The sequence below is a fragment of the Trinickia caryophylli genome (assembly GCF_034424545.1).
Classification (GTDB): domain Bacteria; phylum Pseudomonadota; class Gammaproteobacteria; order Burkholderiales; family Burkholderiaceae; genus Trinickia; species Trinickia caryophylli.
The window spans coordinates 2820385-2847008 of the sequence record NZ_CP139970.1 but is presented as its reverse complement, the minus strand read 5'-3'; the positions used below and the strand labels follow the sequence as shown (position 1 = coordinate 2847008).

The window sequence follows — 26624 nt, the reverse complement described above, 5'->3', positions numbered from 1 at the left end:
GGACGCGTCCGGCTCGGCACTCGGACAGGCGGTTGCGGATCATCGATCACTGCTTGGGCTTGACGAGTTCCGTCTCTTTGCCGGACGAGCCGATCACATCGCGCTTCCAACGGGCGGTCCAATCGGCTTTTTTCGTCATCACCTGGTTCCAGTCGACCGGGATCAGCCTGACGCCGGAGATTGCGCGTTTTACAGCGTCGCCATTGCGGCCGGCGAGCGGGACGTCGGTACGCCCGGGAATGCCGAAGACGTCCGGCACCTTCGCCTGCACCTCGCTCGACATCAAATAATCGATCAGCTTTCGGCCGGCAGCCTGATTCGGTCCGTTCTTGACGAGACCGATCGCATACGGCAGTTGAAACGTCGTAGGCGTGCTACCCGCCTCCGCCGCGAGGAAGATCGGCTTGAGCGAAAGGCCGCCATTGGCTGCGTCGTCGAGGTCCATCTGCAGGTCGCCGTTCGCGACCGCGATTTCGTTGCGAGAGAGCAGCACGTCGAGATAGCCCGTTCCCTTCGTATGGAACTTCGCACTCTGCTCGAGCTTTTTCAGATAGTCGAACGCCTTGTCCTCGCCCATGAGCGACGTGGTGAGAATGATGACGGCCATGCCGTCGCCCGCCGTGGCCGGATTCGAATAAGCGATCTTGCCGGTATAGTCAGGATGCAGCAGGTCCGCGAATGTCTTCGGCTCGTGCTTGACGACTTCCGGATTGACTGCGAACGAGAAATAGTTGTTGACGAAGGTCGCCCACATCCCATCCTTCGCTTTCGCTATCGCCGGAACGTTGGCGTAGTTCGGGCTCGCATAGGCTTGCAACAGACCCGTTTGCTGCGCCTGCTGAATGAATGGCGGCAGCGTCACGATCACGTCCGCTTTCGGGGCGTCCTTTTCGATCGTCGCCCGGTTGACGACTTCGCCACTGCCGGCCGTCACGATGTTGACCTTGACGCCCTCTTTCTTCTCGAACGCGGGCAGCACGTCGCGGTATAGATTCTCCAGACCGTCGGCGGTATAAAGCACGACGGCGCCGGCGGCGTGGGCCGGGGCAGTGACCACGGCCTGCAGCGCAACGAACGCGCTCAGCGCGGCGAGTGCGCGCGCGACGCCGCGTGCTGCGCGCCGGAAATCCTTTCTCATGTCGCTGTTCTCCGAAGCGTATGCCCGAGAGCCGGGAAATACGGTAGAGCGCAAGCTTCACAGGCTTCGGTGACAGAGCGATGACGCGTGACGACCAGCGGCGAAGGCGCTTCGACGGGAGGGAGATGGCCTCGCGGCCGCCAAAAACCGGTTGGAGTCGGCCGGTTGGAGTCGGCCGGTTGGAGTCGGCCGGTTGGAGTCGGCTGGTTGAAGGCGACGGGTTAAACGCGGGGCGCGGGACGGGCTGCGGCCAGGCGCCCGCGCCAGGGCGGCCACCCCAGCTCGGATGTGGCCGCGCGACAGGTCAACGGTCGTGCTTCTTCGGGATCTTCGCGCCGTGCTTGCGCGCCTGATTCAGCGCGATCGCCACGGACTGCTTCTGCGACTTCCCGTGCTTCATTTCGGTCTTGACGTTCTTCGATATGTCCTCGCGGGACGTGCCTTTACGTAGTGGCATGGTGCCCTCCTCTATATGCGCGTCTGGCGCGCGTCCGTCGCGTCGTATGCGCCGATGAACGGCGTACCCCTATACGCCGATGAACGGCGTACCTATATATGCCGATGAATGGCGTACCCATATCGAAGCAACCCGCATTCCTGGCGCTCAGCCCTCGATCCGCTTACGCGTGACGCCGAGCAGGCCCGCCATCGCCGCGCGCGCGCCCTCGCCGTCGCGTGCGCGTATCGCCTCGAATACGGCCGTGTGCTCGGCGAGCGACGCATTGAATATCTCGGCCCGCTTGGCGTTGAGCAGCAGTTGGGCCTCGAGCGTGCGCTCGATCAGCGGTCCGAGCGGCATCAGCAATTCATTGCTGCATGCCGCCAGGATGCCGAGGTGGAAAAGCAGGTCCGCCCTCACCCATTCGTCGACATTGCGCGCCGCGACCATTGCCCCATGCGCGCTCTCGAGCGCGGCCATCGTCTCGTTCGTATGCGCGCGCGCCGCGAGTTCGGCCGCATACGGCTCGACCATCTCGCGCACCTCCTGCAACTTCAGCGCAAACGCGAGCGGAGGCGCCACCAGGGAATACCATTCGAGCAGGTCGGCATCGAGCAGATTCCAGGCACGGCGCGGCCGCACCCGCGTGCCGACCTTCGGGCGCGATTCGACGAGCCCTTTGGAAGTGAGCGTGCGCAGCGCCTCGCGCAGCACGGTACGGCTCACGCCGAACCGCTCCATCAACTCGGCCTCGCGCGGCAGGATCGATTCGGGCGCGTACTCGCCGCGCAAAATACCTGTTGCCAGCTGATAGGTCACCCGCCCGTGCAGATCGCGCTGAATGATCGTTCTCCTTCGATAACCGTGAAATAAGTCGGGACGATGACGCCCGCATGCCACCGTCCGCGATTATCGCGGCCGGTACGGAAAGCGCAAGTTGCCGGCGATATAATACTATTAATACTACTTCTGACGGACTTGCGATACAATCCGTTTTCCGGCGCGCTTCCGAACGCCTGCGCCGGCCGAATTGCTGAAGGAGGAGATAGACCCATGAAGATCACCAAGCTTGAAACGTTCGTTGTCCCGCCGCGCTGGACGTTCGTCAAGATCGAGACCGATGCCGGTATCGTCGGCTGGGGCGAGCCCGTCGTCGAGGGGCGTGCGCACACGGTGGAGACGGCCGTGCACGAGCTGGCCGACTACCTGATCGGCAAGGACCCGCTCGCCATCGAGGACCACTGGCAGGTCATGTACCGCGCGGGCTTCTACCGCGGCGGCCCGATTTCGATGAGCGCAATTGCCGGCATCGACCAGGCGCTGTGGGACATCAAGGGCAAGCATCATGGCGTGCCCGTGCACGCATTGCTGGGCGGGCAGGTGCGCGATCGCATCAAGGTGTACTCGTGGATCGGCGGCGATCGCCCGAGCGATGTCGCGAACAACGCACGGGCCGTCGTCGAACGCGGCTTCAAGGCGCTCAAGATGAACGGCTCGGAAGAAGTGCAGATCGTCGATACATACGACAAGGTCGAGCGTGTCATCGCGAACGTTGCCGCCGTGCGCGACGCTGTCGGGCCGCACGTGGGCATCGGCGTGGATTTCCACGGGCGCATCCACAAGCCGATGGCCAAGGTGCTCGCCAAGGAACTCGATCCCTACAAGCTGCTGTTCATCGAGGAGCCCGTGCTCTCGGAGAACGCGGAAGCGCTGCGCGACATCGTCAACCAGACGAACACGCCGATCGCCCTCGGCGAGCGACTTTACTCGCGCTGGGACTTCAAGCAGATCCTCGCGGGCGGCTACGTCGATATTCTCCAGCCCGACGCGTCGCACGCGGGCGGTATCAGCGAATGCCGCAAGATTGCGACGATGGCCGAAGCGTACGACGTTGCCATCGCGCTGCACTGCCCGCTCGGGCCGATCGCGCTCGCGGCGTGCCTGCAGATCGACGCCGTGAGCTACAACGCGTTCATCCAGGAACAAAGCCTCGGCATTCACTACAACCAGGGCAATGACCTGCTCGACTACATCCGCAACCCCGAAGTCTTCAAATACGAAGACGGTTTCGTGAGCATTCCGCAGGGCCCCGGCCTCGGGATCGACGTGGACGAGGAGAAGGTGCGCGAAATGGCGAAGGTCGGCCATCGCTGGCGCAATCCGGTCTGGCGGCACGAGGACGGCAGCGTCGCCGAATGGTGATGCCTGGAAGGCTGCCTTTGCGTTACAGAGCCCCCGTTTCATGACTTGGGTCCGGTAACGTCGTCGTAACGGGCCCGCTTAACGCTGGCGGGCCTGCCCCTGCCCGGCCAGATCTCGACGTATCAAGGTGCCGGCAGTGGGCATCAACCCGCAGGCGGGCACTGCGCGAGTGCCGCCGCCGCGACGAACACCGCCACCATCACATACGCCTCCAGATGCACGATGTTGACGAACGTGTGGGCGTCCATCGTGGAAGCGGTGCGCCGCAGGCGCGGCAGCGCCAAGATCCGGTTCAGCCCGCCGAGCACGACGGCAAGCAATACGAGCGCGAGCTTGAGCGTGAGCACATGCCCCCAGGTGGTCGTGCGCAGCGCACCGGCGTCGCCGCCGAGCCCCGAATAAGCGGCGAACACGCCGGACACCACAACGAGAAGAAACGCGGCGAGGGCCGCCCCGGACACGCGGTCGGCCAGGCGGAGCAGCGCGGTGCGCGTGACCGAGGCGTCGAGGGCCGGCAGCACGACGAAACCGCCGGCCAGCACGATGCCGCCCCAGAACGCGGTGGACAGCACATGGACGAACTGCATTGCCGAGACGAGCGAGAACACGCCCGCATCGGCCGCATGGCCAAGCGAGGCGGTGCCCGCGCCGATCACGGCGGCCGCGACCCAGAGCATGGTTTGGCCGAGCCGGCCGCCGCGGTAAAGCAGTGCCGTCACGAGCATCAGCGCGGAGCCGCCGAACGCGACAGCCCACGCGTGGCCGGTGTGGGTCTGCCCGATGACGTCGGGCAGGACCGCCAGCGCACCGAAAAGGTCGGAGCCGCTCATCGATGCCGCTTCATACAGAAGCCAGCCACCATCGGCCAGCACGAGCGCGAACGCCGCGGCCACGATCGACGCCCGAGCGCGCGCCCAGGCCGCATGAGACGCCGCGGCGGGCGCCTGGGCGCCGTCCATGCTCAGCCAGCGCGCAAACGTCGCGGAGCCGAGTGCCAACGCGAAAGCCACGCTCATCAACGCGGCGAGCGCAGCCTGTCCGATCAGCAGTCCGTCGATGTTCATTGCACGGCCCATCCCGCGGAATCGCCCACGCGAGGCGAGAGGCGCGCGGCGGCGCGAAGGGCCGGCGAACGACGCGGGTTCGGCGGAGAGTCCAGCAGACAATCCGGCGGAAAAACGGACTGGAAAGGCTTCATCGGCAGGCAGCAGGGAGAAACAACGAAACGGCGCAAATGACAAAGACGGACAAAAGCGGACGAGCGCAGACCCGGGCCACGCCGCGGCTCTGACAAAACCCATGAGTGTACGCCGCGTGCCGCACGCGTGCGAGGCGGGCATGCGCGATGCGCCGCAACGACAGGTGGCCAAGCGGTACGGCCCTTTTTTCGCTCCGAGGCCCCCGCCACGCGCCGCGGGGCGCGCGTCAAATTGTCGCGCCGACGCATCTGGACGGATGCGCGTCGCCTGCCGTAAATAGCCGCAGGGAGTCATCGATGATAGAATGCTGCGTCGCAACGCCGCAGGCGCCGCTGCGACTCACCGATCCGCATCCAGCAGTAGACCAAGTCACAGAGCCATACCGGGCCGATCGAAGTCCGGCAGGTCCCCGAATAACGATGGAGTTACGCGTGTCTTCAAGACGCATTTTCCGCCCGCTACTCGCCCTTCTGTTGATTGGCGGTGCCGGCGTCGCAAGTAGCGCGCAAGCGCAACCCCAGCCCAAGGCCCCCGATACGATGGAAGCGCGCGTGCAAGGCTGCACCGCGTGTCACGGCAGCCACGGCCAGGGTACGGACAACGACTACTTCCCGCGCCTGGCGGGCAAGCCGGCCGAGTATCTGTTCAACCAGCTGCAGAATTTCCGCGAGGGCCGGCGCAAGTATCCGCCGATGAACTACCTCGTGACCTATCTCTCGGATGAATATCTGCACGAGATCGCAGACTGGTTCTCGAAACAGCGCCCGCCGTACCCGGAACCCACGAAGGCCACGGTTTCGCCCGATACCCTCGCGCGCGGCAAGGCGCTCGTACTGCAAGGCGACGCCTCGAAGAACGTGCCGGCCTGCGTAGCCTGCCACGGCAAGGCGCTGACGGGCATGGACCCGGCCATCCCGGGCCTCGTGGGGCTGCACCAGGATTACATCAGCGCGCAGCTCGGCGCATGGCGCACGGGCACCCGGCACGCGAAGGCGCCCGATTGCATGCACGACATCGCATCGCGGCTCACCGACGAAGACGTGAACGCCGCAGCGGCCTGGCTCGCGACGCAGCGCGCCCCGCAAAACCCCGTTCCGGCTCCGGCCCGCTCGATGAAGACTCCGCTTGCCTGCGGCAGCGAACCGCAATAAGCGCGAGGAGAAACGTTAAATGAAACGCAAGTCCCTGTTCGCGTTGTCGGCTGTCGTGCTCGCGGCCGCGGCGCTCGGCTCGGTCCTCTGGTCTGGCTCCGACAACCTGCACAACGGCACGGCACAGGCTGCCACGCCGGCCGATCAGGCCGCGCTCATCAAGCGCGGCGAATATCTGGCCCGCGCCGGCGACTGTATCGCCTGCCACACGGTGCGCGGCGGCAAGCAGTTCGCCGGTGGCCTGCCGATGGCAACGCCGTTCGGCACGCTCTACACGCCCAACATCACGCCCGACGATCAGTACGGCATCGGCAAGTGGTCGTCCGACGACTTCTACCGCGCGATGCACACGGGCCGCTCGAAAGACGGCAGCCTGCTCTATCCGGCCTTCCCGTTCACGAGCTACACGAAGGTCACGCGCGAGGATTCGGACGCGATCTACGCCTACCTGCGCTCGGTGGCGCCGGTGTCGGTGCCGAGCCGTCCGCACGAGCTGCGCTTCCCGTTCAATAACCGCAACCTGCTGATCGGCTGGCGCACGCTGTTCTTCCGCGAGGGCGCGTACAAGGACGACCCGACGAAATCGGTCGAGTGGAACCGCGGCGCCTATCTCGTGGAAGGTCTTGGCCACTGCTCGATGTGCCACACCTCGATCAACCTGATGGGCGGCCCGGTCAATTCGGCGGCGTTCGCGGGCGGTCTCATCCCGCTGCAGAACTGGTACGCACCGTCGCTGACATCCAACAAGGAAGCGGGCCTCGGCGATTGGGAAATCAAGGATATCGCCGATCTGCTGAAGAACGGCGTGTCCGAACGCGGTGCGGTATTCGGTCCGATGGCGGAAGTGGTCCACAACAGCCTACAATACCTGTCGGACGACGACGTGCGCGCGATGGCCACGTACCTGAAGACGATTCCGCAAAAGAGCGAAGCCCCCGAGACGATGCAGTACGAAACGTCGCAGAAGTTCGGTGGCGAGCTCTTCGAGCAGGGCAAGAAAATCTATGTCGACAAGTGCGCGACCTGCCACGCCGAAAACGGCCTCGGCAAGCCGCCGGCGTATCCGCCGCTCGCGAACAACCAGTCGATTCAGATGCCCTCGGCGGTAAACCCGATCCGCATGGTGCTGAATGGCGGTTATCCGCCGAGCACGACGGTCAATCCGAAGCCCTACGGTATGCCGCCGTTCGCGCAGGCGCTGTCGAACCAGGAAGTGGCCGCTGTCGTGACGTACGTGCGTCAATCGTGGGGCAACCACGGTTCGGCCGTCTCGCCGCAGCAAGTGAGCGATCTGCGTTCGGCGCCGCTCGATTAAACACATGACCGACGAGGGCGCGGCAACGCGGGTAACCGCGGCCGCGCCCTCTTTGCATTTCCGGCGCGCGCCAATCGCCCCGCCGGATCCGGGCGAATCGCCGGCGCCACGAGCGCCAGGCACGCAGGGTGCGTTCCTCGGACGCACGACGCGGCAGGCGAATCGCTTTTATCCGCACTCCTGAACGAACTCTATGTCCTTTGACTCCCTTGGCTTGTCGGAACCCCTCGTACGGGCCATTCGCGAACTCGGCTATACCTCGCCGACCCCGATTCAACTACAGGCGATTCCGGCCGTACTGAACGGGGGCGATCTGCTCGCCGGCGCGCAGACGGGCACCGGCAAGACGGCCGGCTTCACGCTGCCCCTGCTCGAGCGTCTCGCGAAATCGCAAGGCGCGGGCCATTCCGCCAAACGCGCCGTGCGCGCACTGATCCTGACCCCGACGCGCGAACTCGCCGCACAGGTCGAAGACAGCGTGCGTGCCTATGGCAAATACACGAAGCTGAAGTCCGCCGTGCTTTTCGGCGGCGTGGGCATCCAGCCGCAAATCGAGGCGCTCAAGCGCGGTGTCGATATCGTCGTCGCCACGCCGGGGCGTTTGCTCGACCATATGCAGCAAAAGACGATCGACGTCTCGCACCTCGAGATCCTCGTGCTCGACGAAGCGGACCGGATGCTCGACATGGGCTTCATCCACGACATCAAGCGGGTACTCGCCAAACTGCCGCCGAAGCGGCAAAACCTGCTGTTTTCGGCCACTTTCTCCGATGAGATCAAGGCACTCGCCGACAGCCTGCTCAACTCGCCGGCCCTCATCGAAGTGGCCCGTCGCAATACCACGGCCGAATTGGTCTCGCAAAAGATTTATCCGGTCGACCGCGAGCGCAAGCGCGAGCTGCTGACGCATCTGGTCCGGCAGCACAACTGGTTTCAGGTGCTGGTGTTCACGCGCACGAAGCACGGCGCGAACCGGCTCGCCGAGCAACTGACGAAAGACGGCATCAGCGCGCTGGCGATTCACGGCAACAAGAGCCAGTCGGCCCGCACTCGCGCCTTGGCCGAGTTCAAGGACGGCACGCTACAGGTGCTCGTCGCGACCGACATTGCCGCGCGCGGCATCGACATCGACCAGTTGCCGCACGTCGTCAACTACGATCTGCCGAACGTGCCCGAGGATTACGTGCATCGGATCGGCCGTACGGGCCGCGCCGGCGCATCGGGTGAGGCGGTGTCGCTCGTGTGCGTCGACGAACGGCAACTGCTGAAGGACATCGAAAAGCTGATCAAGCGCACGATTCCGCAGGAAGTCATTCCGGGCTTCGAGCCCGATCCCGATGCGAAGCCCGAGCCGATCCAGCAGCGTCGTGGACGCGGCGGCGCGGCGCGCCCGGCTCCGGCGCAGAGCCAAGCCCCGGCGCGCGGCCAGAAGACGGCCGCCACGCCAGAGCGCCGGCAGCAAAAGGCAGGTGCAAGTGCAACGGAGAAGCCTCGCGCATCGACGCCCCGCCCGCAGCAACAAGCAAAGGCGCAAGGCACCCCCGCCAAGACAGGCGGCGCGGCGCAGCCCAACGCACGCCAGCGCCCGAGCGGCGCGGGCGGCGCGGGAAAACCCGGTGGCGCGGGAAAACCCGGCGGCGCAGGCAAATCCGGCGGAGGTACGGGCAAGCAATCGGCAACGCAGCGGACGGACGGCAATGGCGCACGCAAGCACGCGCGCGATCCCGGTGCGCTGCTCGGCGGCAACAGCCGCCGTCCTGGCGCGCCGACGAGCCGCTGATCTCCCGCGGCCCCATCCCCTGCCGGCACCTTCCAGCCGGCCGCCTTCCGTGCCGGACCGCTAGCCGCGCGTCGGTGCGGCTCCGCCTTGCGGCGGGCACGCCGCCACGGCCTCGGTCAGCGCAGCGAGTTGGCGCTGCCAGCGCTCGAGCACCGATGCCCGCGATACCGCTTCGAGGCTGAACGCAATGCCGCTCGTCAAGCGCGCATAGCCGACCTGCTGCGCCTGGGCGGAATCGATCGAAGCGACGAACGAGGCCAGTTCCCCATCGGCCGCGAGCGGCTCGACGTTCAGCTGCACCTGATAGAAGACGGCATCGTGAACGAATGACAGGGCTGCGAAGGCGCAGGCCTGATGCTGGGCAGCACTACCGAGCCAGCGGGCCGCGCGCGACGTTCGCCATAACGAAAACGCAAGCCTGCGCGAGTCGGGCGCGTAAAGCTCCCCTGCGCTCAGCAGCGATGTCCACGGCCGGCCGCATTCGTCGACGACGACGAGCGAGGCCGCAAAACCCGCCTTGCGATCGAGCGAGAGCCCATCGAAGAGCGCGTGCAGCTCGGCCGGCCACTCGTCGAATACGGTGGCCTGCAAAGCGTGCGCTCGGGAAGAATCGGTCATGACGTGCAAGACGGATGAAAGAAGCGCTGCGCAGCCGCAAAACCCGCGGCCACGAGGCAATCAACGAAAGAAGACGTGCTGCGTAAGCTTGGCGAGCGGATAGTGCACGCCCGGCTGAATACGCGCGGGAAGCTCGAGCGGCTTGAGCAGCATCTTCACGCACATATCGGCCGACAGGTTGCGGCGCACGAGCGTATTGATGCGCGCGGCGCGATTGCGGTTGTATGCGGCATCCTGCACGCGCTCGGGATAGCGGATGGCGAAGACGTGCCGCAGCGCGATCTCCGAATCCTCGCTCTTGATTTCGAGCACGCGGCGCATCAATGCGCCGAGCACCGCAAGCCGCCCATTGCCTTCGATCTTGTTGTACTTCTTGAAGTAGCGAAAAAAATGCTTGTAATGACGGACTTCGTCGGTACGAATGTGATCGGTGAGCTCTTTCAGTACCGGCTCGTCGGAGCATTCGTTGATCGCACGATAAAGCGTGGCTGTGCCCGTTTCCACGACACAGCGGGCCACCATCTCGAGCGCGCGCGTTTTTTCGAATGCCTCGATCGAGCATGTTTTCGAATACTCGTCGAAGAAATTACGAAATGCCAGATCCCAGTCGAACTCGGGCCAGACGTGGTTGATATACGCCTTCAGTGCGCGCCCGTGCTGAAGCTCTTCGGGCTCCCACTCGTTGTTGAGCCACGCCGAGACTTCGGGATCGCCGTGGAAGTACTCGCTGAGATTGCTCGTATAAAGGTCTGTGCCGCTTTCGATGAACGACGCCGCGCACAAAAGCAGCAGCAGATCTTCATTCGCGGCGGCCCGCTGCCGGTCGATCCTCGTCAGATCGATATCCTCGATACGCCAGGGCATCTCGTGCCTTGATTCGGTATGCATCGACATTTGCGTTGTGCTCCCAATGCCGCATTCCATCGGCCGGCCCGCGCGTGCAGCCTCGAGCATCTCTTCGTGCCGAAATAGGCGAATGCGGCGCATCCAATTCGTTAGAGCTTATTCCTGGCATGGTAGCCGGAGTTTGCCGACCCTGCGTCGGCACAATGCAAAGACCCGATATCGCGCGCTCGGTTCCTCGCACGGAAGCCGCCCGAACTGTTAGACGATTGCGGCATGTTTCGCCACATTACAACGCCTATTTTCAAGATGCTCAGAAACCTGCCGCAAGGCCGTCGCGCCGGCTGTCGCTGGCTGCTACATAGCCGCATTCGGCGTTCATTTCATCGAGCTTCCAGATGAATTGCCCGGCGCCGAAGTCCATATAGGGATCGTCGAACGATTCGACGACATGGCCGCGCGCTTTCAGTTCTGCCGCCGTCTCGCGTTCGAATGTTGCCTCCAAATCGATCGTGAAGTCCCGATTGACCTTCCAGCGCGGCGCGTCGCAGGCGGCCTGCGGCTGCTGGCCAAAATCGAGCATGCGCACGATCGTCTGCACATGGCCTTGCGGCTGCATGTCGCCGCCCATCACGCCGAAGCTCATGACGGGCCGCTGGACGCCCTCGGCACGCTCTGTCAGAAACGCGGGGATGATCGTATGAAACGGCCGCTTGCCGCCCGCCACCACGTTCGCCGAGCGCGGGTCCATCGAGAAGCCACAGCCGCGGTTCTGCAATGCGATGCCCATGCCAGGGACGACCACGCCCGAGCCGAAGCCCATGTAGTTCGATTGAATGAAACTGACCATCGTTCCTCGCTCGTCGGCCGCCGCCAGGTAAACGGTGCCGCCCGCGCGCGGCATGCCAAACGCATGATGACGCGCACGTCTCGGGTCGATCAGCGCCGCGCGCGCCTCGAGATATGCGTCGTCGAGCATCTCCTGCGGCGTGAGTTCCATCGATGCCGGATCCGCGACATAACGGTAGACGTCGGCGAACGCGAGCTTCATCGCCTCGATCTGCAGGTGCTGCGCGTCCACGCCGTCGCGTACGAGCGCGGCCAGATCGAAGCGCTCGAGAATTCCCAGCGCGATGAGCGCCGCGATGCCCTGGCCATTCGGCGGAATTTCGTGGACTGTGTAGCCGCGATAGTCTTTGCCGATTGGCTCGACCCACTCGGCGCGGTATTCGCGAAGATCCCGGTCGGTAAGCGCGCCTCCGCCCTCGCGCGCGAACGCGGCGATGCGTTCGGCCGGCTCGCCTTCGTAAAACGCGCGGGGGCCGGCCTCGCCGAGCAGCCGCAGCGTTTTCGCGTGCCCGGGCAGGCGCACGAACTCGCTCACGGCCGGCGCCCGGCCATGCGGCATGAAGGTGGCGGCGAACCCAGGCTCGCTCGCGAGCTCGGGCACGGCCGCGGCCCATTTTCTGGCCACGATCGGAGACACCGCGAACCCGCGTTCGGCAATCTCGATCGCGGGCGCGAGAATGTCGCCGAACGGCAGCGAGCCGAAGCGCCGGTGCAGCGCCTCCCAGCCCGCAACGACGCCCGGCACCGTGACGGTATCCCAACCGCGCCTCGGCTGTCTCGCAACGCCGCTGCGCGCGTCGCCGTAGCGCTGCCGAAAGTATTCCGGGCTCCAGGCGGCCGGCGCGACACCGGACGCATTGAGCCCGTGCAGGCGCCCGTCGTGCCAGACGAGCGCGAACGCGTCACCCCCCAGGCCGCACGAAACCGGCTCCACGACAACGAGCGCGGCCGCTGCCGCTAGCGCCGCGTCTACGGCGTTGCCCCCTTGCCACAGCATGCGCAGACCGGCCTGTGCGGCGAGCGGATGCGACGTCGAAACGACGTTGCGCGCAAACACGGGCAGGCGGGGGGCGGGATACGGGTTGTGCCAGTCGAAACGAGTCATGTCGCGATCCGATAGAGGGCGATCCGATAGCGGAGGATCCGATGAGGCCGCCCTGTGAGCCGACCCGATAGCGAGTGCTCCGGCGAAGGGGCGAGACACCCCAGGGGCGGAGCCTGCGCACGAAGGTCTTACAATACCTCCACTTCCATTCGCCCGTCCGCCGCCCCATCATGACCCGAGACCCCCGCCTCAGCCTGAACGCGCGCCAGCAAGCTCTGCTCGACTGGGTACAGCGCGACGGCTTCGTCACGGTGGAGGATCTCGCGGCCCACTTCGACGTCACGCCGCAGACGATCCGCCGCGACGTGAACTGGCTCGCCGATATGAACCTGCTGCGTCGCTACCACGGCGGCGCGAGCTTACCGACGAGCTCCGAGAACGTGTCCTACACGGCGCGTCAGCGCATGTTTCACGAGGAAAAGCGCCGCATCGCGGCCCTCGTGGCCTCGCACATTCCCGATCAGGCCTCGCTCTTCATCAATCTCGGCACGACGACCGAAGAAGTCGCGCGCGCGCTGAACCGGCATCGCGGTCTGCGCATCATCACGAACAACCTCAACGTCGCCAACATGATGAGCGGCTACCCCGAATGCGAGGTGCTCGTCACGGGTGGCATCGTCCGCCCGTGGGACAAGGGAATCGTCGGCGAACTGGCGATCGACTTCATCCGGCAATTCAAGGTCGACTTTGCAATCGTCGGCACCTCGAGCATCGAGCCGGACGGAACCCTGCGCGATTTCGATACGCGCGAGGTGCGCGTGGCCGAGGCGATCATCGAGCACGCGCGCACGGTTTTCCTCGCGGCCGATCATTCGAAATTCGGCCGCCCGGCCCTCGTGCGCCAGGGGCACCTGAACCAGATCGACGCACTCTTCACCGATGCGCCGCCGCCGGCCGAGATGGCCGAGACGATCGCCACCACGGGGCTTCAGGTATTCGTCGCGGCAGACCATTGATCGTCGTTCAGGGCGCTCGCCCGATCAATCGGGCATGCTGCGTTGCACGCGAAACTTCAAGTGGATTCAAGAAACGGCGCCGGTGAGCCAACCGCTTGTCCCCCGGGCTGTTGTCAAACCCAAAATTTTAGGGGGACGATTTGGATCTGAACGATCGCTTGACTACACTGCAGATCCTTGGCGTGAGCGCCCTGCTCACGATGAAATCCCAGCTCCCGACAGGTCGAGCGCACCGGCGGCGGCAGGCCGGTTGCCGAGGCAATGCGATTGCCCATGGAGAGAACGATGCTGAGTCCGCATGAATTCGCCACGCTACTGCTCGTGAAGGACGCTCCCAATCAAATCGACATGGACCGTGAAGAACTCGATGCCCTGCTCGAGCAGCAACTCGTGCAGCTCGAGAATCTGGCTTCGGGCCATCAGCAGTGGCGCCTGACGGAATCCGGAAACTCCACCGTCAAAGCCATGAAACGCTTCTCCTGAGAAAAGCGCACATTCCCTTCCTCTTGTTCTCCGGCCGCACCTGCGGCCGGCCGGTTGCTGCGTGCGCCGGAGCCGCTCATAGCCGCTCATAGCTGCCCATTGGCCCGTCGTGAGCCATGCCGGCCACAGGCTGCGCCGCCCGCGCCGTGGCAGCAGCAGCTCAGCCTCCGCGCAGCGACGGGTCGACCGCGGCGCGCCAACTCAGCGCCCTCGCTCGCGCGTCATTGAAGAAGTCGGCCCATTGGGCCCGGGCGCCAGGGCCCGCCGCCGCCAGCGCGGCATGCCGTTCGGCGATCGACGATTGGAACGCGCAATACGCCTGTTGCGGCAACCGGCCGTGCCGGTACGCCACATAGGCGTCGAGATAGGCGGAATAGACCGACTGCGTGTCCCCGCCGAAGTCCGTCTGCGCCCCGCACACCTGCTCCAGCGCCGAAAGCGACGGCGCGCCGGGCCCGACCATACCCGCACACCCGCCCAGCAGCACGCACGCCACTGCCCAAATACCCCGCGTCGATCCTCGCATCGCCCACCTCGTCCAGAATTTCCCGTGATGGTAGCGCCGTCGCGGCAGTCGATCATCGATTTGAGCCGATGTTCGGTTTCGAACCCACTTCTCGACCTTGCCTTTTTCGAAAATGTTCGATAGATTTCGCAAACGAACACGATAGCTTCAGTTTATTTTCCATCCCAGTCGGGACGCATCGAGGGACAGCACAAGTGACGCAAGGCGGCCAATACGATCTGCTTGTCGTGGGCGGCGGCATCAACGGCGCGGGCATCGCGCGCGACGCGGCAGGGCGCGGGTTGTCCGTCCTGCTCGTGGAGCAGGACGATCTCGCCTCGCACACGTCGTCGTCGAGCACCAAGCTCATTCATGGCGGGTTGCGCTACCTCGAATACAAGGAGTTCGGCCTCGTACGCAAGGCGCTGCAGGAGCGCGAGACACTCTTGCGCGCGGCGCCGCACATCATCCGGCCGCTGCGCTTCGTCATGCCCCACATGCCGAACCTGCGCCCGGCCTGGCTCATCCGGGCGGGTCTCTTCCTCTATGACCATCTGGCGCGGCGCGAACTGCTGCCGGGCTCGCGCGGCATCGCCATGCGGCGGCACCCGGCCGGTGCGCCGCTCGTCGATTCGATAGAACGCGGCTTCGTCTATTCGGACGGCTGGGTGGACGATGCGCGGCTCGTGGTGCTGAACGCACTCGACGCCGCGGAGCGCGGGGCGACGGTCGCTCCGCGCACGAAACTCGTGCGGGCCGTGCGGGCGGGCGGTCAATGGCACGCGGAACTTGCCTGCGCCGATGGCTCCCGGCTGGACGTGCGCGCACGCGCGCTCGCGAATGCCGCGGGCCCCTGGGTCGGCCAGTTGCTGCACGACGCGCTCGGGCGCTCGGCTCATCATGCCGTGCGTCTCGTCAAAGGCAGCCACGTCGTCACGCGGCGCCTCTTCGAGCACGATCACGCCTACATTTTTCAGAACCCGGACAAGCGGATCATTTTCGCGATCCCGTACGAAACCGATTTCACGCTGATCGGCACGACGGACGTCGAATACCACGGCGATCCGGCGCGCGTTGCGATCGACGAAGACGAGATTCGCTATCTCTGCGAATCCATCAACCGCTATTTCAAGCGCAAGATCGCGCCAGCAGACGTCTGCTGGAGCTATTCGGGTGTGCGCCCGCTGCTCGAAGAGCAAGGCGCCGACAATCCATCGGCCGTCACGCGCGACTACCGGCTCGAAGTGGATACGCGCGCCGGCGAAGCGCCGCTCCTGTCGGTGTTCGGCGGCAAGATCACGACGTTTCGCAAGCTCGCCGAAGAAGCGGTCGACCTGCTCGATGCGGCGCTCGAGCATCGGGCGCACGCGTGGACGGCAGGCGTGCCGCTGCCGGGTGGCGACATCGCAAATGCTCGCTTCGACGCGTTCGCCGCGCGCTTCGCAAACGAACATCCCTGGCTACCGGCGGCGCTCGCGCATCGCTACGCCCGCGCGTACGGTACGCGCGCCGCGCGCCTCGTCGGCCAGGCCCGATCGATCGACGAACTTGGCGCGGCATTCGCGCCGGGCCTTTACGAATGCGAGTTGCGCTACCTGCGCGATGCCGAATGGGCGCGTTGCGCCGACGACGTCCTGTGGCGACGCACGAAGCTCGGGCTGCACATCGGGCCGAAGGACCAGCAACCGGCCCGCACGGCGATCGATGCCTGGTTCGCGCGTGCGCCGGCGCCGGCCGCGCCGCCCGGAACGCTGTCGCCGCAGCCGGGCTAGAGGCTGAGGGCCGTCAGCAGTCCGCACACTGCCGTTTCCGAGGGCCGCCGCATATCGCGACACGCGATACGCGGCGAACAACACAACTCATGACAACACATGGAGAAGAGACAATGCCGGATCAATACATTCTTGCGCTCGACCAGGGTACGACGAGCTCGCGTGCCATGATCTTCGACCGTCAGGGCAACATCGTCTCGGTGGCGCAAAAGGAATTCCGCCAGATCTACCCGCAGCCGGGCTGGGTCGAGCACGACCCGCAGGAAATCTGGTCGACGCAGGCCGGCGTGGCGGCCGAGGCCGTCACGCGCGCCGGACTCAACGGCACGTCGATCGCGGCGATCGGCATCACGAACCAACGCGAGACGACGATCGTCTGGGACCGCGAAACAGGGCAGCCGATCTACAACGCCATCGTCTGGCAAGACCGCCGCACCGCGCCGTTCTGCGATTCGCTGAAAGCGCAGGGGCTCGAGGAAAAGGTTCGCGCGAAGACAGGCCTGCCGATCGATGCCTACTTCTCGGCCACGAAAATCCGCTGGATCCTCGACAACGTCGAAGGCGCGCGCGAGAAAGCGCGGCAAGGCAAGCTCGCATTCGGCACGGTGGACAGCTGGCTCGTCTGGAACTTCACGAAGCATGCGCTTCACATCACCGACGTGACGAACGCATCGCGCACGATGCTGTTCAACATCCACACGCTGCAATGGGACGCCGATCTGCTCGAAGCCCTCGACATCCCGCGCAGCATGCTGCCCGAGGTGAGGGCATCGTCCGAGGTCTATGGACCGACCGTCACGACCGTCTTCGCATCGAAAATCCCGATCGGCGGCATCGCGGGCGATCAGCATGCGGCGCTTTTCGGGCAGATGTGCACGAGCTCGGGCATGGTGAAGAACACCTATGGCACGGGGTGCTTCCTCGTCATGAACACGGGCGAACACCCGATCGAGTCCAGGAACAACCTCGTCACGACGCTCGCGTGGAAGATCGGCGACAAGGTCAACTATGCGCTCGAAGGCAGCATCTTCATCGCCGGCGCCGTCGTGCAATGGCTGCGCGACGGGCTCGGCATCATCAAGCAGGCATCCGACATCGAAGCGCTCGCCGCCAGCGTGCCGCACTGCGACGGCGTCTACCTCGTGCCGGCCTTCGCCGGGCTAGGGGCGCCGCACTGGAACCCCCGCGCGCGCGGCACCCTCTTCGGCGTCACGCGCGGGACGACGAGCGCGCATATCGCCCGCGCGGCCCTCGACTCGATCGCCTACCAGTCGGTCGATGTGCTCAAGGCCATGGAAGCGGATTCGGGCATCCGCATAGAAGAGTTGCGCGTCGACGGAGGCGCGTGCGCCAACAATCTGCTCATGCAGTTTCAGTCCGACCTGCTCGGCGTGGCCGCCGTGCGGCCGCGCGTGAGCGAAACGACGGCGCTCGGCGCCGCTTACCTGGCCGGGCTGGCAGTGGGCTACTGGAGCGACATCGGCGAGCTCGAGCGCCAGTGGCAGCTCGATCGGCGCTTCTCGCCGACGATGGAGAAGCCCGCCGTCGAAGCCTGCCTCGCGGGCTGGCAGCGCGCCGTCACCGCCGCGAAGGCCTGGGCGGACGCCTCCTGAACGCAGTGCGGGTTGTTTGCCGCACACAGCCGTACGCGAACCTGAGAGTCGCACCCACAACCAAGAAGCGCTGCGCGCGCGGCCTGGCCGATCCGCGCAGCCGTTCGATGCCATTCCGGAGTCAACCATGTCGCCACTGATCGCTGAATTTCTCGGCACGGCCCTGCTCGTGCTGCTCGGCAACGGCGCCGTTGCCAACGTGCTGCTCGCGCGCACGAAGGGCAAGGGCGCCGATCTCATCGTCATCGTCTGGGGATGGGCCATGGCCGTGTTCGTGGCCGTATACGTCACCGCGTCGTTCAGCGGCGCGCATCTGAATCCAGTCGTCACCGTCAGCCTTGCACTCGCCGGGAAGTTCGCCTGGGCGAAAGTACCCGGGTACATCGTCGCGCAGATGCTCGGCGGCATGGCCGGGGCATTTCTCGTCTGGCTCGCCTACCGCCAGCACTTCTCGACCACCGAGGATCCGGACGTCAAGCTCGCCTGCTTTTGCACGGCCCCGGCCATTCGCAGCGTGCCGCACAACATCCTGACCGAAATGATCTGCACATTCGTGTTGATCCTCGGAGTGCTCTATCTTGCTTCGCCGCAGGTCGGGCTCGGCGCGCTCGATGCGCTGCCCGTCGGCCTGCTGGTGCTCGGCATCGGCATCTCGCTCGGCGGCCCCACCGGCTATGCGATGAGCCCGGCCCGCGACCTTGCGCCGCGCCTCATGCACGCCCTGCTGCCCATCCCCGGCAAGCGCACGAGCGACTGGCGCTACGCCTGGATTCCCGTGTGCGGGCCGTTCGCGGGCGGCGCGATGGCGTCATGGGTCTATCTGCACGCGCATTGAACATTTGACTCGAGGGGCCGGCCACCGCGGCCGGCGTTCGCGGCGCAGCCCCGCCGCAGCCCATGATCTCGAAAACCGGTTCGAACGCCTGACCGAAAGCTGATTGCAAGCATCGAAGAAGGGAAGCGGCACGCCCCCAATCTACGTATCATTGGGGGCTCAATCGACAACAATGCATGCCGCGGGGTAGGCCGCCTCCAGGCGTGCCCCCTTCTTCATGTTCGAACAACTTCTCTGCGATTGCGACGGCGCGCTCGTCGTCAGCGATGCCGTTGCGCATCGTGCGCTCGCCGATCTTCTATCGGCTGCGTTTCCTGAAATCGACCCCGAACCGATCGAGCAAGCCGTCTTCGGCCCGCTCTCGCCTCCGCCTCCCGACGAGATCGCGCACCGCCTCGGCATCGTCCTGCCGCCCGACTTCGATGCCCAGCTCGCCCGCACGGTCGAGCAGGCACTCGCGCGCTCGTGCGCGCCCGTCGCCGAGATACGCGAGGCGCTTTCGCGCATCACGCTGCCCGCTGCCATTGTGTCGAATCAGCGCGTTGCCCAGTTGGCGATCGCCGTGGCCCGCGTCGGGCTCGCCGGACACGTCGGCGGGCGCCTCTTCGGCGCCGACATGGTGGCCAGGGCGAAGCCGCACCCGGACATCTACCAGCACGCTGCGCGTGCGCTCGGCGTCGAGCCGGCACGCTGCGTGGCCGTGGCCGACAACCTCGCCGGGCTCGACGCCGCACGCGCGGCCGGCATGCGAACGATCGCGTTCGTCGGCTCGAGCCACCAGCCCGGCGGCTACGCCCAGGCGCTGCGCCGGCTCGGCGTGAGCGTCATCGTGGAACGGATGGATCAGGTGCCGGCGCTCCTGGCCGGCGGCGCACACGGCACATTCGAATCGTTGCCGCACGCGCGCTAGCCGCGCGCCTGCCCGACGGCTGCGAGCACGTTCGCAGCACGGCTCCCGCAAGCCGCGCGCGGCCCTCGGTCAGGCTCCGCGCGGAACCCGGGCCAGACCTTCAGGCCCGCCGCGGCACCGCGCTCGAGGTCTCGCAGGCTCTGGCGGCCTCGAGCCCGGGTCTCAGGCTTCCATGGCGCAACGCTCGTCCAACTCGGCCAACGAGCGGCGAAACGCCACCAGTTCGGCGATCGTGAGTATCGGCATCCCGTGCGCCTGGGCGAAGCGCTCGACGTCCGCGCCGCGCATCATCGTGCCATCGGCGTTCATCAGTTCGCACAGCACGCCGGCTGGCTTCAGGCCCGCGAGCGCGGCCAGATCGACGGCCCCCTCCGTGTGACCGCGCCTCGCGAGCACGCCGCCCGGTTGGGCACGCAGCGGAAACACGTGCCCTGGCCGCACGATGTCGGCCGGCTGAGCACCATCCGCGACGGCGGCACGAATCGTCGTCAGACGGTCGGCCGCCGATACGCCCGTGCTCACGCCGTGGCGCGCCTCGATCGACACGGTGAACGCAGTACCGTAACGGCTTTCGTTGCTCGCGACCATCGGCGCGAGATCGAGTGCGCGCACGGTCTCGTCAGGCAGACACAGGCAGACGATGCCGCTGCACTCGCGGATCATGAGCGCCATCGTCTCGACGCTCATGCGATCGGCTGCGACGATCAGGTCGGCCTCGTCCTCGCGGTCGTCATCGTCGAGCACGATGACCGCGCGGCCGGCACGCATGGCGTCCAGCGCCGCGGCAATGCGCGGCGGCACGGCGGCGGCGGCAAGCAGGGAAAATTCGGCGACTGCCGAGCGGAAAGGGACTGACATATGAAACGCTCCTCGCGATGAAATGGGCGAAAAACGTTTCAGGGCACGCAAAAGGACACGCGCTGCCGAACGCGCGCGGCACAGGGCCGCACGGCGCCAAAACGGCGAGCGGTGACTGACTCTTGCATCTTCTTCCATCCGGACTATGACCGTCGGCCCTGGCATCGCACCAGATCTGCTGACCCCGCGCCGCAGCCCGACTGAAGGCCGCGACACGGGCGCTCGCGGGCTCGCCGGCACAAAGCCGGCTTACCGCCGGTGGGGAATTTCGCCCCGCCCTGAAGACGCATCGTGTGCCGGCGAACCGGCGGGAAAGAGGATACAACAGCTGCGCGCGCGGCGCCGGCCACCCACTCGGGTGCGAGGGTTTTGACCGACCAGGCGCCGGGCGCCGGCCGGGCCGCCCCGAAAGGCTATAATGACGGGCTGAACCGCATGCCCCGGCTGGCCTTTGCGCCGCCGCAATACGACAAGACGCGTGGCGCACGCATGCTCCCCCGATTTACCGCCCCCAGGTCAACCACTGCGAACGGCGAGCTTCATGACCAAGAAAGTGTATGTAAAGACCTTCGGCTGCCAGATGAACGAGTACGACTCCGACAAAATGGTCGACGTGCTCGGGCAGGCTGAAGGTCTCGTCAAGACGGATACGCCCGAAGACGCGGACGTCATTCTGTTCAACACCTGCTCCGTGCGCGAGAAGGCGCAGGAGAAGGTTTTCTCCGATCTCGGCCGTGTGCGCGAGCTCAAAGAGGCCCGGCCCGATCTGCTGATCGGCGTAGGCGGCTGCGTGGCAAGCCAGGAAGGCGCCGCGATCGTCGCGCGGGCGCCCTACGTCGACCTCGTATTCGGCCCGCAGACCCTGCACCGCCTGCCGCAGATGATCGATGCACGCCGCGCGAGCGGCCGTGCCCAGGTCGACATCTCGTTTCCCGAAATCGAAAAGTTCGATCACCTGCCGCCGGCACGCGTGGAAGGCCCGAGCGCGTTCGTCTCGATCATGGAAGGCTGCAGCAAGTACTGCAGCTATTGCGTGGTGCCCTACACGCGCGGCGAGGAAGTCTCGCGCCCGCTCGACGACGTCCTCACCGAGGTCGCGGGGCTCGCCGATCAGGGCGTGCGCGAAGTCACGCTGCTCGGCCAGAACGTGAATGCCTACCGCGGCCCGCTCACGCCCGGATCGAGCGAGATCGCCGATTTCGCGACGCTGATCGAATATGTCGCCGACATTCCCGGCATCGAGCGCATCCGCTACACCACGTCGCATCCGAAGGAATTCACGCAGCGGCTCATCGATGCCTACGCGAAAGTCGACAAGCTCGTCTCGCACCTGCACCTGCCGGTGCAGCACGGCTCGGATCGCATCCTCATGGCGATGAAGCGCGGCTACACGGTGCTCGAATACAAGTCGGTGATCCGGCGCCTGCGCGCGGTCCGGCCTGACCTGTCGCTGTCGACCGACATCATCGTCGGGTTCCCCGGCGAAACCGATGCCGATTTCGCCAAGACGATGGCGCTCGTCGAGGAGATGGACTTCGACAACAGCTTCTCGTTCATCTACAGCCCCCGCCCCGGCACCCCGGCGGCGAACCTGCACGACGATACGCCGCGCGAAGTGAAACTCGAGCGGCTGCAGCAGTTGCAGTCGACGATCGACGCCAACGTCGTGCGCATCAGCGAATCGATGGTGGGCGGGGTCGAGCGCATTCTCGTCGAAGGCCCGTCGCGCAAGGATGCGACGGAGCTCGCCGGACGCACGGCGAACAACCGCGTCGTGAACTTCCCTGCGCCGGTGGCGGCGCATGCGCGGCTCATCGGCCAGATGATCGACGTGCGCATCAATCACGCGTATCCGCATTCGCTGCGCGGCGAGCTCGTGCTTGCCGACGCCGATACGGCAACGCACTGAGCTTCGTTCAGAATCAGGATCGCTTTGGCCTCGAAGACCGCCCAACCTCTCGAATTCACCGCGCCGCGCGAGGACAACGCCCGGCTCGCCAATCTCTGCGGCCCGCTCGACGAAAATCTGCGCCAGATCGAGCAGGCGCTCGACGTAACGCTGCAGCGGCGCGGGCATCGGATCTCGATCCGCGGGCGCGGCGCGAAGCTCGCGCTCGGCGCGCTCGAAACGTTCTACAACCGCGCCCGCGAGCCGCTGTCGGTGGACGACATCCAGCTCGCGCTCGTCGAGGCCCGCCACCCGGGCAATCGCGCATCCCCGGCCGGGGACGGCGAGCCGCTCGAAACGGAAGTCCGCTACGATCCGGACCATCCGTTCGACGAGCCGGCCCGGTTCGACGACGAAAACATCGAAGAACTCGGCCCGAAGCTCTATACGCGCCGGGCCGATCTGCGCGGACGCACGCCGGCGCAGCGCGAGTATCTCAAGCAGATCGTCTCGCACGACGTCACCTTCGGCGTCGGGCCGGCGGGCACCGGCAAGACCTACCTCGCCGTGGCCTGCGCCGTGGATGCGCTCGAGCGCGACCAGGTGAAACGCATCGTGCTGACGCGTCCGGCCGTCGAGGCCGGCGAGCGGCTCGGCTTCTTGCCGGGCGATCTGGCGCAAAAGGTGGACCCTTATCTGCGGCCGCTTTACGACGCGCTCTACGACCTGCTCGGGTTCGACAAGACGGCGAAAATGTTCGAGCGGCAGATGATCGAAATCGCGCCGCTCGCGTACATGCGCGGGCGTACGCTCAACCACGCGTTCATCATCCTCGACGAGGCGCAGAACACCACGCCCGAGCAGATGAAGATGTTTCTCACCCGCATCGGCTTCGGCTCGAAGGCGGTCGTGACTGGCGACACGACGCAAGTCGATCTGCCGCGCGGGGCAAAGAGCGGCCTCATCGAGGCGCAGCAAGTGCTCGCCAACGTGCGCGGCATAGCGCTCACGCGCTTTACGAGCGCCGACGTCGTGCGTCACCCGCTCGTCGCGCGGATCGTCGAGGCTTACGACAAGCATGCGAAGAAAGACGATGGCGCCGCGTCGGACCTGCGTTGAATTCAGCGCACCGGGCCGGTGCGCGGGCGGCCATCGCCAGTGCGCCGCCGCACCGCGTGCATCCTGCCGCCCGGTGAACCGCCGATGAAGCGCTCCCCCCGACTCTCGCTCACGCTGCAGTTTCCCGCCGCGAAAGCCTACCCCGAGCACAAGGCGCTGCTGACGCGCGCGCGCGTGACGAGCTGGGTGAAGGCGGCGCTTTTCGCCGACGGCGCGCTGACGCTGCGTTTCGTGGATGCCGACGAAGGCCGCCAGCTCAATCGCGGCTATCGCGGCAAGGACTACGCCACGAACGTGCTGACGTTCGCCTACGCGGAAACGGACGACGACCCGGTCGCGGGCGACATCGTCGTCTGCTGCCCCGTCATCGAACAGGAAGCCGCCGAGCAAGGCAAACCGCTCGAGGCCCACTACGCGCACATGATCGTGCACGGCACGCTGCACGCGCAGGGCTACGATCACGAAGCCGACGACGAGGCGCGCGAAATGGAAGCGCTCGAAGCGGAGATTCTCGGCGGCCTCGGCTACGCGGACCCGTACCGCGAGCACGGGCGCTGAATCGTGCCTCCGGTGCGAGCCGCGATGTCCGCCCCCCGCCCGATCCCCTCGCCTGCGCCTTGCGGAGACGACACTTATCCGCCCTCGCTCGGCGAGGCGAGGTTGCTCTCCGACGATGAACTCGCCGCCTCGCTTGCGCGCACGCTCGAGCATTGGGACGGCATGGGCGACCTATGGCTCTTCGGCTATGGCTCGTTGATCTGGAACCCTGGCCTGCCTGCCGCGGAGACGATGCGCGCCCGTGTGCGCGGCTACCATCGCGGGCTTTACCTCTGGTCGCGCGTGAACCGCGGCACGCCCGAGCAGCCGGGGCTCGTGCTCGCCCTCGATCGTGGCGGCTCGTGCACGGGCATGGCGTTTCGCCTCGCTGGAGAAACGGCGATGCCGCACCTCGAGGCATTGTGGCGGCGCGAGATGCCGATGGGCTCGTATCGTCCCGCCTGGCTGCCATGCGCGCTCGCGGACGGCCGGCGAGTCAAGGCACTCGCCTTCGTGATGCGCCGCGACGTACCCACCTATACGGGAAAGCTGTCCGATGCCGTCGTGCGAACGGTGCTCGGCTGCGCCTGCGGACGCTACGGCACGACGCGCGACTACGTGAGCCGCACCGTTGCGGCGTTGCGCGAAAGCGGCATGCCCGATCGCGCGCTCGAATCCCTGCTCAAGCGCTGCGCCGGGGAATGACACGCCGGCACGTGCGCTGCGCGGCCCAACCGCGCCGCAACGCCCGGGCCGGCTCGACGCTCCCATTGCCCCGCCGTTCAAACACCGCACGCCGCCGCGATGCCGACGAGCACGCCTGCGCCGGCAGTCGCCGCGGCGCCCCAGAGCAGCCATCGGCGCCGCGTGAGCAGCGTGATGGCGGCGAGCGAAATGGCGACCTGAGTCAGCGTCGTCGCCTGCGCCCAACGATGGTGCATGTGCAATTGCCGCTCGCTGGCCGTATCGGCCTCGAGCACGGTTTTCTCCAGCGCTTCGGCGTGCGCGCGGATCTCGGTTTTCTGCTGTGCGTACTTGGCGATGTCGGCGGCAAATTTCGCGTTCGCTTTCGACTCGGGCGGGCTCAGTGCCGCACCGAGTTCGGCAAGGTTCTGCTTCTCGCCCTTGGCCTGGTAATAGCTCCACTGATTCGCGGCTTCGGTCTTGCGGATGGCCGCCTCGTTCTTGTAAAAGAGCGCGAGCCCCTCGGTGGAGCCGCCCTGATAGGCAAAGACGGCGCCCACCGTCGCGAGAACCGCCGTCATGACGGCGACGCGGCCGGCGAACGGATCACGGGCATCGCCGGGCGACGCGTGAGCATGATGGCCGCCATGTTCGAGGGCCTCCTCGTGGGGACCGCGGACTTCGAATTGTTCCGACATATTTCTTTCGCGCAAAGAGAGTAGAAGAGACCGGGGGCGCGGCCGGCCCGGCTGTCCGCCGGCGGCACCCGGCGACGACTTTAGCAGGAGACGCCCGCGTGGCGAACGCGTCACGAGGGTGGTGTATCCTTAACTCTCCGTTTACCTCGCGCCCGGTTGTCCAGGGCGCTTCGCCATGAACGACTCCTATCCCAGTCGACGACACACCGACAAACCGCACGAAAAGCGTTCGCTGCTCGAACGGCTGACCGATCTCATCTCGCCGGAGCCCGAATCGCGCGCCGAACTGCTCGATGTTCTGCAAGAAGCGCACGAACGCAATCTCATCGACGCCGATTCGCTCTCGATGATCGAAGGGGTCTTCCAGGTTTCCGATCTTTGCGCGCGGGACATCATGATTCCGCGCGCGCAAATGGACGCGATCAACATCGCGGACAGTCCCGAGCGCTTCATCCCGTTCGTGCTCGATAAAGCGCACTCGCGTTATCCCGTCTACGAGGGCAACCGAGACAACATCATCGGCGTGCTGCTCGCGAAGGATCTGCTGCGCTACTACGCCGAGGAAGAGTTCGACGTGCGCGGGATGCTCCGCCCCGCCGTGTTCATTCCCGAGGCCAAGCGGCTCAACGTGCTGCTGCACGATTTTCGGGTGAACCGCAATCACATCGCGATCGTCGTCGACGAATACGGCGGCGTGGCCGGGCTCATCACGATCGAAGACGTGCTCGAACAAATCGTCGGCGACATCGAGGACGAATACGACTTCGACGAGGAAAGCGGCAACATCATCGCCTCGCCGGACGGACGCTACAGGGTGCGCGCGCTCACCGAGATCTCGCAGTTCAACGAAACGTTCGGCACGCAGTTCTCCGATGACGAAGTCGACACGATAGGCGGTCTCGTCACCCATCATTTCGGTCGCGTGCCGCATCGCGGCGAACGTGCACGCATCGACGACCTCATCTTCGAAATCCTGCGCGCCGACGCGCGCCAGATCCACATGCTGCTCGTGCGGCGCGACCCGCTCGCCGGGCAGCGCGAACGCGAAGCGCAGCACGTGCAAACCTGACGCGCCGCGCCCCCCCGGCACCCGCTTGACGGCGGTCACCGCAGTGACGGCGCCGCCG

The 26624-nt window shown here is 66.0% G+C and carries 25 protein-coding genes and 1 riboswitch; of the genes, 15 read left to right on the top strand and 10 right to left on the bottom strand.

Annotation, left to right across the window (positions count from 1 at the left end):
- Nucleotides 1-46: 46 nt before the first annotated feature.
- The 3 genes from phnS to U0034_RS12800 all read right to left on the bottom strand — a co-directional run bounded on the left by phnS (nt 47) and on the right by U0034_RS12800 (nt 2423).
- A complete protein-coding gene (gene phnS / locus U0034_RS12810; protein WP_085227974.1) occupies nt 47-1138 on the bottom strand; it encodes a 2-aminoethylphosphonate ABC transporter substrate-binding protein in 1092 nt (363 codons plus the stop codon).
- Between the two features lie 304 nt (nt 1139-1442).
- Entirely contained in the window at nt 1443-1595 is a 153-nt protein-coding gene (locus U0034_RS12805; protein ID WP_170151674.1) for a DUF6496 domain-containing protein, read from the bottom strand.
- A gap of 147 nt (nt 1596-1742) precedes the next feature.
- A complete protein-coding gene (locus U0034_RS12800; RefSeq protein ID WP_085228116.1) occupies nt 1743-2423 on the bottom strand; it encodes a FadR/GntR family transcriptional regulator in 681 nt (226 codons plus the stop codon).
- Between the two features lie 207 nt (nt 2424-2630).
- On the opposite strand from U0034_RS12800, the gene dgoD reads away from it, so the two are divergent.
- Nucleotides 2631-3779 (top strand): galactonate dehydratase, encoded by a 1149-nt coding sequence (dgoD, locus tag U0034_RS12795; RefSeq protein WP_085227973.1) that lies wholly within the window; start codon nt 2631-2633, stop codon nt 3777-3779.
- Between the two features lie 143 nt (nt 3780-3922).
- Here the strand turns inward: dgoD and U0034_RS12790 are convergent, their stop codons facing one another.
- A complete protein-coding gene (locus U0034_RS12790) occupies nt 3923-4843 on the bottom strand; it encodes a CopD family protein (protein ID WP_085227972.1) in 921 nt (306 codons plus the stop codon).
- 554 nt (nt 4844-5397) lie between these two features.
- On the opposite strand from U0034_RS12790, the gene U0034_RS12785 reads away from it, so the two are divergent.
- From U0034_RS12785 to U0034_RS12775, 3 genes are all read left to right on the top strand, one after another.
- Nucleotides 5398-6129, top strand: coding sequence for a c-type cytochrome (locus U0034_RS12785; protein WP_085227971.1), 732 nt, complete (start codon nt 5398-5400; stop codon nt 6127-6129).
- A 19-nt stretch (nt 6130-6148) separates the two neighbouring features.
- Nucleotides 6149-7444 carry a cytochrome c gene (locus U0034_RS12780; protein WP_085227970.1) on the top strand — a complete coding sequence of 432 codons (1296 nt, stop codon included), beginning with the start codon at nt 6149-6151 and terminating at the stop codon, nt 7442-7444.
- Nucleotides 7445-7637: 193 nt separating this feature from the next.
- Nucleotides 7638-9224, top strand: coding sequence for a DEAD/DEAH box helicase (locus tag U0034_RS12775; protein ID WP_085227968.1), 1587 nt, complete (start codon nt 7638-7640; stop codon nt 9222-9224).
- Between the two features lie 60 nt (nt 9225-9284).
- On the opposite strand, the gene U0034_RS12770 is transcribed toward U0034_RS12775, so the two are convergent.
- The 3 genes from U0034_RS12770 to U0034_RS12760 form a co-directional block, all read right to left on the bottom strand.
- Nucleotides 9285-9842 (bottom strand): hypothetical protein, encoded by a 558-nt coding sequence (locus tag U0034_RS12770; RefSeq protein WP_085227967.1) that lies wholly within the window; start codon nt 9840-9842, stop codon nt 9285-9287.
- Nucleotides 9843-9902: 60 nt separating this feature from the next.
- Entirely contained in the window at nt 9903-10736 is an 834-nt protein-coding gene (locus U0034_RS12765) for a ferritin-like domain-containing protein (RefSeq protein ID WP_327197006.1), read from the bottom strand.
- Between the two features lie 262 nt (nt 10737-10998).
- A complete protein-coding gene (locus U0034_RS12760; protein WP_085227966.1) occupies nt 10999-12639 on the bottom strand; it encodes a gamma-glutamyltransferase family protein in 1641 nt (546 codons plus the stop codon).
- 170 nt (nt 12640-12809) lie between these two features.
- Between U0034_RS12760 and U0034_RS12755 the strand changes: the two genes are divergently transcribed.
- Both U0034_RS12755 and U0034_RS12750 read left to right on the top strand, forming a co-directional pair.
- A complete protein-coding gene (locus U0034_RS12755; protein ID WP_085227965.1) occupies nt 12810-13595 on the top strand; it encodes a DeoR/GlpR family DNA-binding transcription regulator in 786 nt (261 codons plus the stop codon).
- Between the two features lie 285 nt (nt 13596-13880).
- Nucleotides 13881-14078, top strand: coding sequence for a hypothetical protein (locus tag U0034_RS12750; RefSeq protein WP_085228114.1), 198 nt, complete (start codon nt 13881-13883; stop codon nt 14076-14078).
- 160 nt (nt 14079-14238) lie between these two features.
- On the opposite strand, the gene U0034_RS12745 is transcribed toward U0034_RS12750, so the two are convergent.
- Complete coding sequence (locus tag U0034_RS12745) at nt 14239-14604, bottom strand: hypothetical protein (protein ID WP_085228113.1); 366 nt, start codon at nt 14602-14604, stop codon at nt 14239-14241.
- A gap of 194 nt (nt 14605-14798) precedes the next feature.
- Here U0034_RS12745 and glpD point away from each other — a divergent pair, with 194 nt between their 5' ends.
- From glpD to U0034_RS12725, 4 genes are all read left to right on the top strand, one after another.
- Nucleotides 14799-16355 carry a glycerol-3-phosphate dehydrogenase gene (glpD, locus tag U0034_RS12740; RefSeq protein WP_085227964.1) on the top strand — a complete coding sequence of 519 codons (1557 nt, stop codon included), beginning with the start codon at nt 14799-14801 and terminating at the stop codon, nt 16353-16355.
- A gap of 113 nt (nt 16356-16468) precedes the next feature.
- Nucleotides 16469-17968 carry a glycerol kinase GlpK gene (gene glpK / locus U0034_RS12735; RefSeq protein ID WP_085227963.1) on the top strand — a complete coding sequence of 500 codons (1500 nt, stop codon included), beginning with the start codon at nt 16469-16471 and terminating at the stop codon, nt 17966-17968.
- Nucleotides 17969-18095: 127 nt separating this feature from the next.
- On the top strand, nt 18096-18803 hold the full coding sequence (locus U0034_RS12730) for an MIP/aquaporin family protein (RefSeq protein ID WP_085227962.1): 708 nt from the start codon (nt 18096-18098) through the stop codon (nt 18801-18803).
- 217 nt (nt 18804-19020) lie between these two features.
- Nucleotides 19021-19713 carry an HAD-IA family hydrolase gene (locus tag U0034_RS12725; RefSeq protein WP_085227961.1) on the top strand — a complete coding sequence of 231 codons (693 nt, stop codon included), beginning with the start codon at nt 19021-19023 and terminating at the stop codon, nt 19711-19713.
- A 162-nt stretch (nt 19714-19875) separates the two neighbouring features.
- Here U0034_RS12725 and ribB read toward each other — a convergent pair whose 3' ends face one another.
- A complete protein-coding gene (ribB, locus tag U0034_RS12720; RefSeq protein WP_085227960.1) occupies nt 19876-20571 on the bottom strand; it encodes a 3,4-dihydroxy-2-butanone-4-phosphate synthase in 696 nt (231 codons plus the stop codon).
- A 122-nt stretch (nt 20572-20693) separates the two neighbouring features.
- Nucleotides 20694-20861, bottom strand: a riboswitch (FMN riboswitch).
- Nucleotides 20862-21112: 251 nt separating this feature from the next.
- Here ribB and miaB point away from each other — a divergent pair.
- The 4 genes from miaB to U0034_RS12700 all read left to right on the top strand — a co-directional run bounded on the left by miaB (nt 21113) and on the right by U0034_RS12700 (nt 24820).
- Nucleotides 21113-22480: a tRNA (N6-isopentenyl adenosine(37)-C2)-methylthiotransferase MiaB gene (gene miaB, locus U0034_RS12715; protein ID WP_085227959.1), complete on the top strand. Its 1368-nt coding sequence runs from the start codon at nt 21113-21115 to the stop codon at nt 22478-22480.
- Between the two features lie 24 nt (nt 22481-22504).
- A complete protein-coding gene (locus tag U0034_RS12710; protein WP_085227958.1) occupies nt 22505-23578 on the top strand; it encodes a PhoH family protein in 1074 nt (357 codons plus the stop codon).
- An 84-nt stretch (nt 23579-23662) separates the two neighbouring features.
- The gene (ybeY, locus tag U0034_RS12705; protein ID WP_085228112.1) at nt 23663-24136 is read left to right on the top strand and encodes an rRNA maturation RNase YbeY; all 474 of its coding nucleotides are present in this window, start codon (nt 23663-23665) and stop codon (nt 24134-24136) included.
- 24 nt (nt 24137-24160) lie between these two features.
- Complete coding sequence (locus U0034_RS12700) at nt 24161-24820, top strand: gamma-glutamylcyclotransferase (RefSeq protein WP_085227957.1); 660 nt, start codon at nt 24161-24163, stop codon at nt 24818-24820.
- 77 nt (nt 24821-24897) lie between these two features.
- On the opposite strand, the gene U0034_RS12695 is transcribed toward U0034_RS12700, so the two are convergent.
- On the bottom strand, nt 24898-25497 hold the full coding sequence (locus tag U0034_RS12695; protein WP_085227956.1) for a DUF4337 domain-containing protein: 600 nt from the start codon (nt 25495-25497) through the stop codon (nt 24898-24900).
- Between the two features lie 175 nt (nt 25498-25672).
- Between U0034_RS12695 and U0034_RS12690 the strand changes: the two genes are divergently transcribed.
- On the top strand, nt 25673-26566 hold the full coding sequence (locus U0034_RS12690) for an HlyC/CorC family transporter (RefSeq protein ID WP_085227955.1): 894 nt from the start codon (nt 25673-25675) through the stop codon (nt 26564-26566).
- Nucleotides 26567-26624 lie beyond the last annotated feature (58 nt).

Coding starts and splice junctions, on each gene's coding strand:
- phnS (WP_085227974.1), bottom strand. CDS start 1,138: ATGAGAAAGGATTTCCGGCGCGCAGCACGCGGCGTCGCGCGCGCACTC.
- U0034_RS12805 (WP_170151674.1), bottom strand. CDS start 1,595: ATGCCACTACGTAAAGGCACGTCCCGCGAGGACATATCGAAGAACGTC.
- dgoD (WP_085227973.1), top strand. CDS start 2,631: ATGAAGATCACCAAGCTTGAAACGTTCGTTGTCCCGCCGCGCTGGACG.
- U0034_RS12790 (WP_085227972.1), bottom strand. CDS start 4,843: ATGAACATCGACGGACTGCTGATCGGACAGGCTGCGCTCGCCGCGTTG.
- U0034_RS12785 (WP_085227971.1), top strand. CDS start 5,398: ATGGAGTTACGCGTGTCTTCAAGACGCATTTTCCGCCCGCTACTCGCC.
- U0034_RS12780 (WP_085227970.1), top strand. CDS start 6,149: ATGAAACGCAAGTCCCTGTTCGCGTTGTCGGCTGTCGTGCTCGCGGCC.
- U0034_RS12775 (WP_085227968.1), top strand. CDS start 7,638: ATGTCCTTTGACTCCCTTGGCTTGTCGGAACCCCTCGTACGGGCCATT.
- U0034_RS12770 (WP_085227967.1), bottom strand. CDS start 9,842: ATGACCGATTCTTCCCGAGCGCACGCTTTGCAGGCCACCGTATTCGAC.
- U0034_RS12765 (WP_327197006.1), bottom strand. CDS start 10,736: ATGTCGATGCATACCGAATCAAGGCACGAGATGCCCTGGCGTATCGAG.
- U0034_RS12760 (WP_085227966.1), bottom strand. CDS start 12,639: ATGACTCGTTTCGACTGGCACAACCCGTATCCCGCCCCCCGCCTGCCC.
- U0034_RS12755 (WP_085227965.1), top strand. CDS start 12,810: ATGACCCGAGACCCCCGCCTCAGCCTGAACGCGCGCCAGCAAGCTCTG.
- U0034_RS12750 (WP_085228114.1), top strand. CDS start 13,881: ATGCTGAGTCCGCATGAATTCGCCACGCTACTGCTCGTGAAGGACGCT.
- U0034_RS12745 (WP_085228113.1), bottom strand. CDS start 14,604: ATGCGAGGATCGACGCGGGGTATTTGGGCAGTGGCGTGCGTGCTGCTG.
- glpK (WP_085227963.1), top strand. CDS start 16,469: ATGCCGGATCAATACATTCTTGCGCTCGACCAGGGTACGACGAGCTCG.
- U0034_RS12730 (WP_085227962.1), top strand. CDS start 18,096: ATGTCGCCACTGATCGCTGAATTTCTCGGCACGGCCCTGCTCGTGCTG.
- U0034_RS12725 (WP_085227961.1), top strand. CDS start 19,021: ATGTTCGAACAACTTCTCTGCGATTGCGACGGCGCGCTCGTCGTCAGC.
- ribB (WP_085227960.1), bottom strand. CDS start 20,571: ATGTCAGTCCCTTTCCGCTCGGCAGTCGCCGAATTTTCCCTGCTTGCC.
- miaB (WP_085227959.1), top strand. CDS start 21,113: ATGACCAAGAAAGTGTATGTAAAGACCTTCGGCTGCCAGATGAACGAG.
- ybeY (WP_085228112.1), top strand. CDS start 23,663: ATGAAGCGCTCCCCCCGACTCTCGCTCACGCTGCAGTTTCCCGCCGCG.
- U0034_RS12700 (WP_085227957.1), top strand. CDS start 24,161: ATGTCCGCCCCCCGCCCGATCCCCTCGCCTGCGCCTTGCGGAGACGAC.
- U0034_RS12695 (WP_085227956.1), bottom strand. CDS start 25,497: ATGTCGGAACAATTCGAAGTCCGCGGTCCCCACGAGGAGGCCCTCGAA.
- U0034_RS12690 (WP_085227955.1), top strand. CDS start 25,673: ATGAACGACTCCTATCCCAGTCGACGACACACCGACAAACCGCACGAA.